4 protein-coding genes and 1 tRNA gene are annotated in these 5,758 nt (G+C 38.6%); 1 reads left to right on the top strand and 4 read right to left on the bottom strand.

All coding sequences use genetic code 11. From position 1 onward, the window contains the following. Positions 1 to 18 precede the first annotated feature (18 nt). A tRNA-Lys gene (locus QVD32_RS12440) sits at positions 19 to 91 on the top strand. Positions 92 to 305: 214 nt separating this feature from the next. Here QVD32_RS12440 and QVD32_RS12435 read toward each other — a convergent pair. From QVD32_RS12435 to QVD32_RS12420, 4 genes are all read right to left on the bottom strand, one after another. After that, entirely contained in the window at positions 306 to 458 is a 153-nt protein-coding gene (locus tag QVD32_RS12435; protein WP_195241996.1) for a hypothetical protein, read from the bottom strand. Between the two features lie 64 nt (positions 459 to 522). Next, positions 523 to 1,116: a hypothetical protein gene (locus QVD32_RS12430; RefSeq protein ID WP_021892239.1), complete on the bottom strand. Its 594-nt coding sequence runs from the start codon at positions 1,114 to 1,116 to the stop codon at positions 523 to 525. A 271-nt stretch (positions 1,117 to 1,387) separates the two neighbouring features. Next, complete coding sequence (locus tag QVD32_RS12425) at positions 1,388 to 3,790, bottom strand: glycosyl hydrolase family 95 catalytic domain-containing protein (RefSeq protein ID WP_229033594.1); 2,403 nt, start codon at positions 3,788 to 3,790, stop codon at positions 1,388 to 1,390. A 56-nt stretch (positions 3,791 to 3,846) separates the two neighbouring features. Further along, on the bottom strand, positions 3,847 to 5,433 hold the full coding sequence (locus QVD32_RS12420) for a sulfatase family protein (RefSeq protein WP_021892237.1): 1,587 nt from the start codon (positions 5,431 to 5,433) through the stop codon (positions 3,847 to 3,849). Between the last annotated feature and the right edge of the window lie 325 nt (positions 5,434 to 5,758).

The following is a 5,758-nucleotide window of genomic DNA, read 5'->3' as shown; positions in this document are numbered from 1 at the left end:
CAAAAAGCAACAAGGTTAGATTCGCTAGCTCAGCTGGTAGAGCACAACACTTTTAATGTTGGGGTCTTGGGTTCGAGCCCCAAGCGGATCACCGAGAAAAAACAGGCAAAGCCACCCAATAGGGTGGCTTTTTGTATATATTTTTTTGTAATTCAATACCCGTAAGGCGAGGGTGTAACCTTTACGAACAAAAAATTTATAAAATCTTTTCAACCCCTTTCCTCAGAAACTACCGTTTCTTCGGTAGCTCCTCTACACAAGGGGGAAGGTAAAATGCAATACATCGCATTGGATAAAATTCAAGTCTATTCCCTCGGATTCTCTACTGAACCCCAAAGGCACAGTGTACGAATTTCAGCCAACGAGTAATCATCGTCAAACAGAACGAACAGGTATCGCAGTTGCTTATCATCAAATTCGTGCCACTCACGAGGCACAATGAGATTGATCGTTTCCATAAAAAAGAATGTTACTATACCACGGCAGTATAATAACATTCTTTATACGTAAATGACAATAGTATTATTGAAACAAATCCTCGTTGTTCTTTGTGTTCAATAGTTTATCTAAGATTGCTTGGGAATTTAATTGATTAAGCAAACTATTAAAATCTTCTTCACATTCAAATACAAAATATATAGTTTCATCAATAAATTCATTTGATGAAGCACTTACTTTGGGACACCATATTGCAACCATTTTACCATTATCGAGAATTAAAAAGCTCATAGTAATTTTTCGATCAAATGCAAACCACCATTTTGACCCCCTCCAAGCAATCGATACAGTAGGGAACTTTATGTCAAACTCTTTATCCATCTCTGTAACATTATTTTCCTTTGCTATTTTAACCCAACTTAGGTATTTGTCTCGAACAAGCTCTAATGATGTTTTAAAAGATTCTAATTTATTTCCGTCAACAGATAAAAAAGCTGATTTTGAACTTTTGGCTTCAACCTCTATATAAACCGTTTCTAATTCATTGTTTTTTTGAGACGCTTCAATAGTGAAATTCTTTCCAAAATAGGCATTCTCAAATGTTCCTACTGTTTGTTCCGCCTTAGATGAAATAGAAAAAATAAATAAGGCTACAATTAAAGTATTAAATTTCTTCATATTATAAATGTATTAAATTTCCCGTGAATATATATATATATAACCAAACATTTTAATATGTTTTTTAGCACAAAAAGGGAAATAACGCTTACCCGATTGATAGCTAAACGATATTTTTCAGAATCAATAGTCTTTATGACCTTTTAAGTTTTCAAATTTAGATAAAAAGAAGGATTTCGCAGTGTTAATTCATAAAGTTGAAACAGATGTTAAGATAAAAAAGGAAGACAACTATTTAACTAAAAATAGAATAATGTATACTACTTTTCAACTACAACAATCTTTTCTCCTCACCAGCTTTAAATACGACTTTTTTCGAAACTCCATTGAAGCAAATCTCAGTTTGTCCTCCTTTAAGGGAAGAGACAATTAATGATGCAACTTCTCTATTTTTCCATTCCATATCGACGACAAACCCGCCACGAGCACAAATACCTTGTACTTTACCATCGGCCCAAGACTCTGGCAATGCCGGAAGAAGAACGATCTTATTGGTTGAAGATTGCATGAGCATTTCTATAACACCCGAACACCCGCCAAAGTTACCATCTATTTGAAAAGGCGAATGAGCATCCAACAAATTCGGGTAAGTTCCACCCCCACGCCGCGCATCTTCTCCTTTATAGTTATCGGGACTGACATACCGAAGAAGCCTACGATACATATGATAGGCTTTTTCTCCGTCTCGTAACCGAGCCAAAAGGTTTACACGCCACCCGGTACTCCAACCGGTCGTTTCATCTCCTTTAATTTGGAGTGTACGGGCACAAGCTGCCGCCAATTCGGGAGTTTCCTCAACCGACAAATGATGTCCCGGATACAACCCGAAAAGATGAGATTGATGCCGATGATATGGGTCCTGATCTTGCCAGTCGTAATACCACTCTTGCAAATTACCGTCCTTCCCAATTTGATACGGATACAACCGAGAAAGAGTCTTTTTAATTCTTTTCCTGAAAGACTTATCCACCCCGAGCACCTTCGAGGCTTCGGCGGCATCAATAAGGCATTCGCGTATCATCGCCAAATCGGAAGTGTTTCCATAGGAAGTAGCTCCCACATACCCATCAGGCGTAATGTACTTATTTTCGGGAGAGGTTCCGGGAGAGGTCACAAGTTTTCCATCTTTCTCGACTAACCAATCCATACAAAACTCTGCCGCACCCTTTAACACAGGATAAAATTCACACAAAAATTCCTTGTCCAACGTAAAAAGATAATGCTCCCAAATGTGAGTAGACAACCATGTACCCCCCATCGTCCAACAAGCCCATGAAGGGTCCCCCTCATTAAGACCAACAGGACACGTCATCGCCCAAATATCCGAATTATGCCCCAAGCACCAACCTCGCTCTACTCCATAATAATCCTTTGCGGTTTTTCTTCCCGTCTTACTGAGATTAGCAATAAACTCTATCAGCGGATATTGCATCTCTATCAGATTAGCCGTACCGGAAGCCCAATAATTTTCTTCGAGATTAATATTGACTGTATAGTTACTGCTCCAAGGCGGAAGCACACTTTCGTTCCACAGGCCCTGCAAATTGGCCGGGACTCCCGGAGTACGAGAGCTAGATATGAGCAAATAGCGTCCAAATTGAAAATAAAGTTCCTCTAAATCTGGATTTCGTTGCTTACAATCGGTATAAAAAAGTAACTGTTTGTCTGTCGGCAATGCCGCAATATCGTCATCTGTATCTCCTAAATCGAGTTTTACACGGTCGAAATAATATTTATAGTCTCTAATATGTGCCTCTCGCAAAGCATCATAAGTTTTACCGATGGCACACTTCATACGTTTTTCTACATGACTGCGATAATTACGCCCCTCTTTAACCGGATCCTTGTCAAAACCGTTAAAACTCGTAACATTCGCTACCCAAATGAGTACTTCTGTGCTCCCGTCAATCTCGATACGGCTATCCGAATATCGATTCTTTACTCTCCCATCGACACTTAAAACCCTCACAAGAGTCTTAAAGTGAATGCCTCTTTCCGGATCATAGCGATGCTTATCTTCCGCCTTATAATAAACCGGGAACGAATGATAAGCCGCATAACCTTCAACAGATATTTCATTATCGGCCACCTGCGAGCTATGAGGTAACGGAGAATCGAACGAAAGCAACGCATGAATTCCTTCCTTATTTTCAGATTTCAAACGAATGACAATCACCGAATCGGGAGCCGATGCAAAATAATCGCTCGTAAAAAGTTTTCCGCCCTTCAAGTATTGCGTTCGTGCCGTAGCATTACCAATATCGAGCCATCGGTGGTAATCAGAAATACCAACTGTATCATCAAGATATTCTATCGTCAATGTTCCAAGTGGCTGATAATTTTCACTGTAATGTCCTTGCACCTTGTATTGAGCCTTATCTGCCCCTTGATAATCCTCATTATCCAGTAAAGCTCTGATTTCGGGAATAGCATTAAAAGCATCGGGAGAAGAATTTTCGCTTTCGGGTTCTCCTGTCCAAAGTGTTATATCGTTAAATGAAATCTTATCTTTTTTTACACCGCCATATAAAGTCGCTCCCATCGTCCCATTCCCTATCACGAGAGCCTCTTCGAAATACTCTGCCGGACGCTCATAATGCAATTTCATATTCTCGGCAAAAATAACCGGGAGAATAAAAAACATACACAAAATAATCCAAAAAACTTTCTTCATCACCATAACTTTATATTGAATAACTTATTTCTAAATTTCTCTCCCTAATTTTTATTCTATAATTTTTTATCCCGTAATCGGTACTCTATCGAATCTCCGTATAAAGTTTGAAGTTCGACCAATTCCTGTTTCAATTTCTCGATTATACTTTCATATCCCGGCTTATCGAAAAGATTGTTCATTTCCGTGGGATCAGTTTGCAAATCGTATAGTTCCCATTGATCGATATCGTCATAGAAATGTATCAATTTATAACGTTCTGTACGAACGCCATAGTGACGTTTTACCATGTGTTCTGCCGGATATTCATAAAAATGATAATAAAGAGAAGATCGCCAGTCTTGCGGATGCTCGCCCCTCAATAACGACATCAATGAAATACCTTGTATATCATCGGGAATCTCCACACCGGCCAATTCGAGGAATGTCGGGGCATAATCTATATTCTGCACCAATTCGATAATATCGCCTCGCTTTTGAAAACCTTTCGGCAAACGCATAACAAGCGGTGTTCGCATAGACTCTTCATACATAAACCGTTTATCAAACCAGCCATGTTCCCCCATATAAAATCCTTGATCGGAAGTATAGACAACCAACGTATTATCCAATAACCCAGCCTTTTCCAAATAGTCTAACACTCGTCCAACATTATCGTCCAACGACTTCACGACTTTTGCATAATCACGCATAAACCGTTGATATTTCCATTCAACCAGCTCCTTCCCCTGTGGATTCTCCCGAAAAAATACATCAGTTATAGAATCATATACCGCATCATAGGCTACCCGATCTTCGGGAGTAAGCCGTTTTATCTTACGTCCATAGGCTTTCTTCAAACGTGACTTCATTCCCTCACGATACATTTTCGTATCATAAATAATATCCATGTCTTTTGCAATACTCATCGTTTGCGCAGCAGCCGGCCGCCGACCCTCGTAATCATCATAAAAATTATCGGGCATTGAAAACTCTTTATCTTCATATAACGTGAGATATTTCAATTCAGGTAGCCAGTCGCGGTGAATAGCCTTATGATGAATAAACAAACAAAAGGGCTGCTCCTTATCACGACCTTTCTCCAACCAATCTATACTTTTGTCGGTAATAATATTAGTTAAGTAACCCTTTTCTCGAACCGTATCATTATTCATCGTTATAAAATCGGGATTATAGTAATCGCCCTGACCGGGAAGAATTTCCCAATAGTCGAATCCCGTAGGCATACTCTCTAAATGCCATTTCCCCACGATAGCGGTTTGGTAACCCGCAGTCTGCAAAAGTTTAGGCAGCGTCTGCTGCGAACCATCGAATACACAAGTCGTATTATCGGTGAACCCATTCGCATGACTGTGTTTACCCGTAAGCATACACGCCCTACTCGGCCCACTTAATGAATTCGCTACAAAACTATTCGTGAACCGAACTCCGTCCCGAGCAATTCTATCCAAGTTAGGAGTTTCGATATAGCGAGTATCATAACAACTCATCATTTGTCCGGTATGGTCATCTGTCATAATATAAACAATATTATAACGAGGAGGAACTTTATTTTCTTTCTTACATGACGAAAAAGAAAAAACAACAGTAGTCGCTGCTACTCCCGTTAAATAGGGAGAAAAAGATTGGAATAATGTTTTCATAGAATCATTTAAATATTAGAAGGTCTTGTATCTATTATATTAAACAACTATTTCTTATTTCCGTGAAAATACCGAAACAACTCTCCATAATCCAACATTTTGTTTCTGCTTTCATTGGTACTTTCTTTGCGACAAATACAAAACGAACTTTATATAGAGTTTACTGTTATATTTGACTTATATATAATTTTGTCAAAGATAATATTTTTTCTCAAAAAGATATAAATCGAAAGTAAACGAAAGTTTTTTTATCATTTCGATTTATTTATGACCTTGATTTCTATACTAATCACAAAAAACAACACCCTAAAAGTTCGAACTTTTA

This window comes from Barnesiella sp. (assembly GCF_022723415.1).
In the GTDB taxonomy this organism is placed as follows: domain Bacteria; phylum Bacteroidota; class Bacteroidia; order Bacteroidales; family Barnesiellaceae; genus Barnesiella; species Barnesiella intestinihominis.
Note: the sequence above shows the minus strand (reverse complement) of the source record. Positions and strands in the feature narration are given on the sequence as shown.

What these genes read in the sequence shown, in the direction of transcription:
- QVD32_RS12420 (WP_021892237.1), bottom strand. Translation starts at nt 5,433, where the DNA reads ATGAAAACATTATTCCAATCTTTTTCTCCCTATTTAACGGGAGTAGCA.
- QVD32_RS12435 (WP_195241996.1), bottom strand. Translation starts at nt 458, where the DNA reads ATGGAAACGATCAATCTCATTGTGCCTCGTGAGTGGCACGAATTTGAT.
- QVD32_RS12425 (WP_229033594.1), bottom strand. Translation starts at nt 3,790, where the DNA reads ATGAAGAAAGTTTTTTGGATTATTTTGTGTATGTTTTTTATTCTCCCG.
- QVD32_RS12430 (WP_021892239.1), bottom strand. Translation starts at nt 1,116, where the DNA reads ATGAAGAAATTTAATACTTTAATTGTAGCCTTATTTATTTTTTCTATT.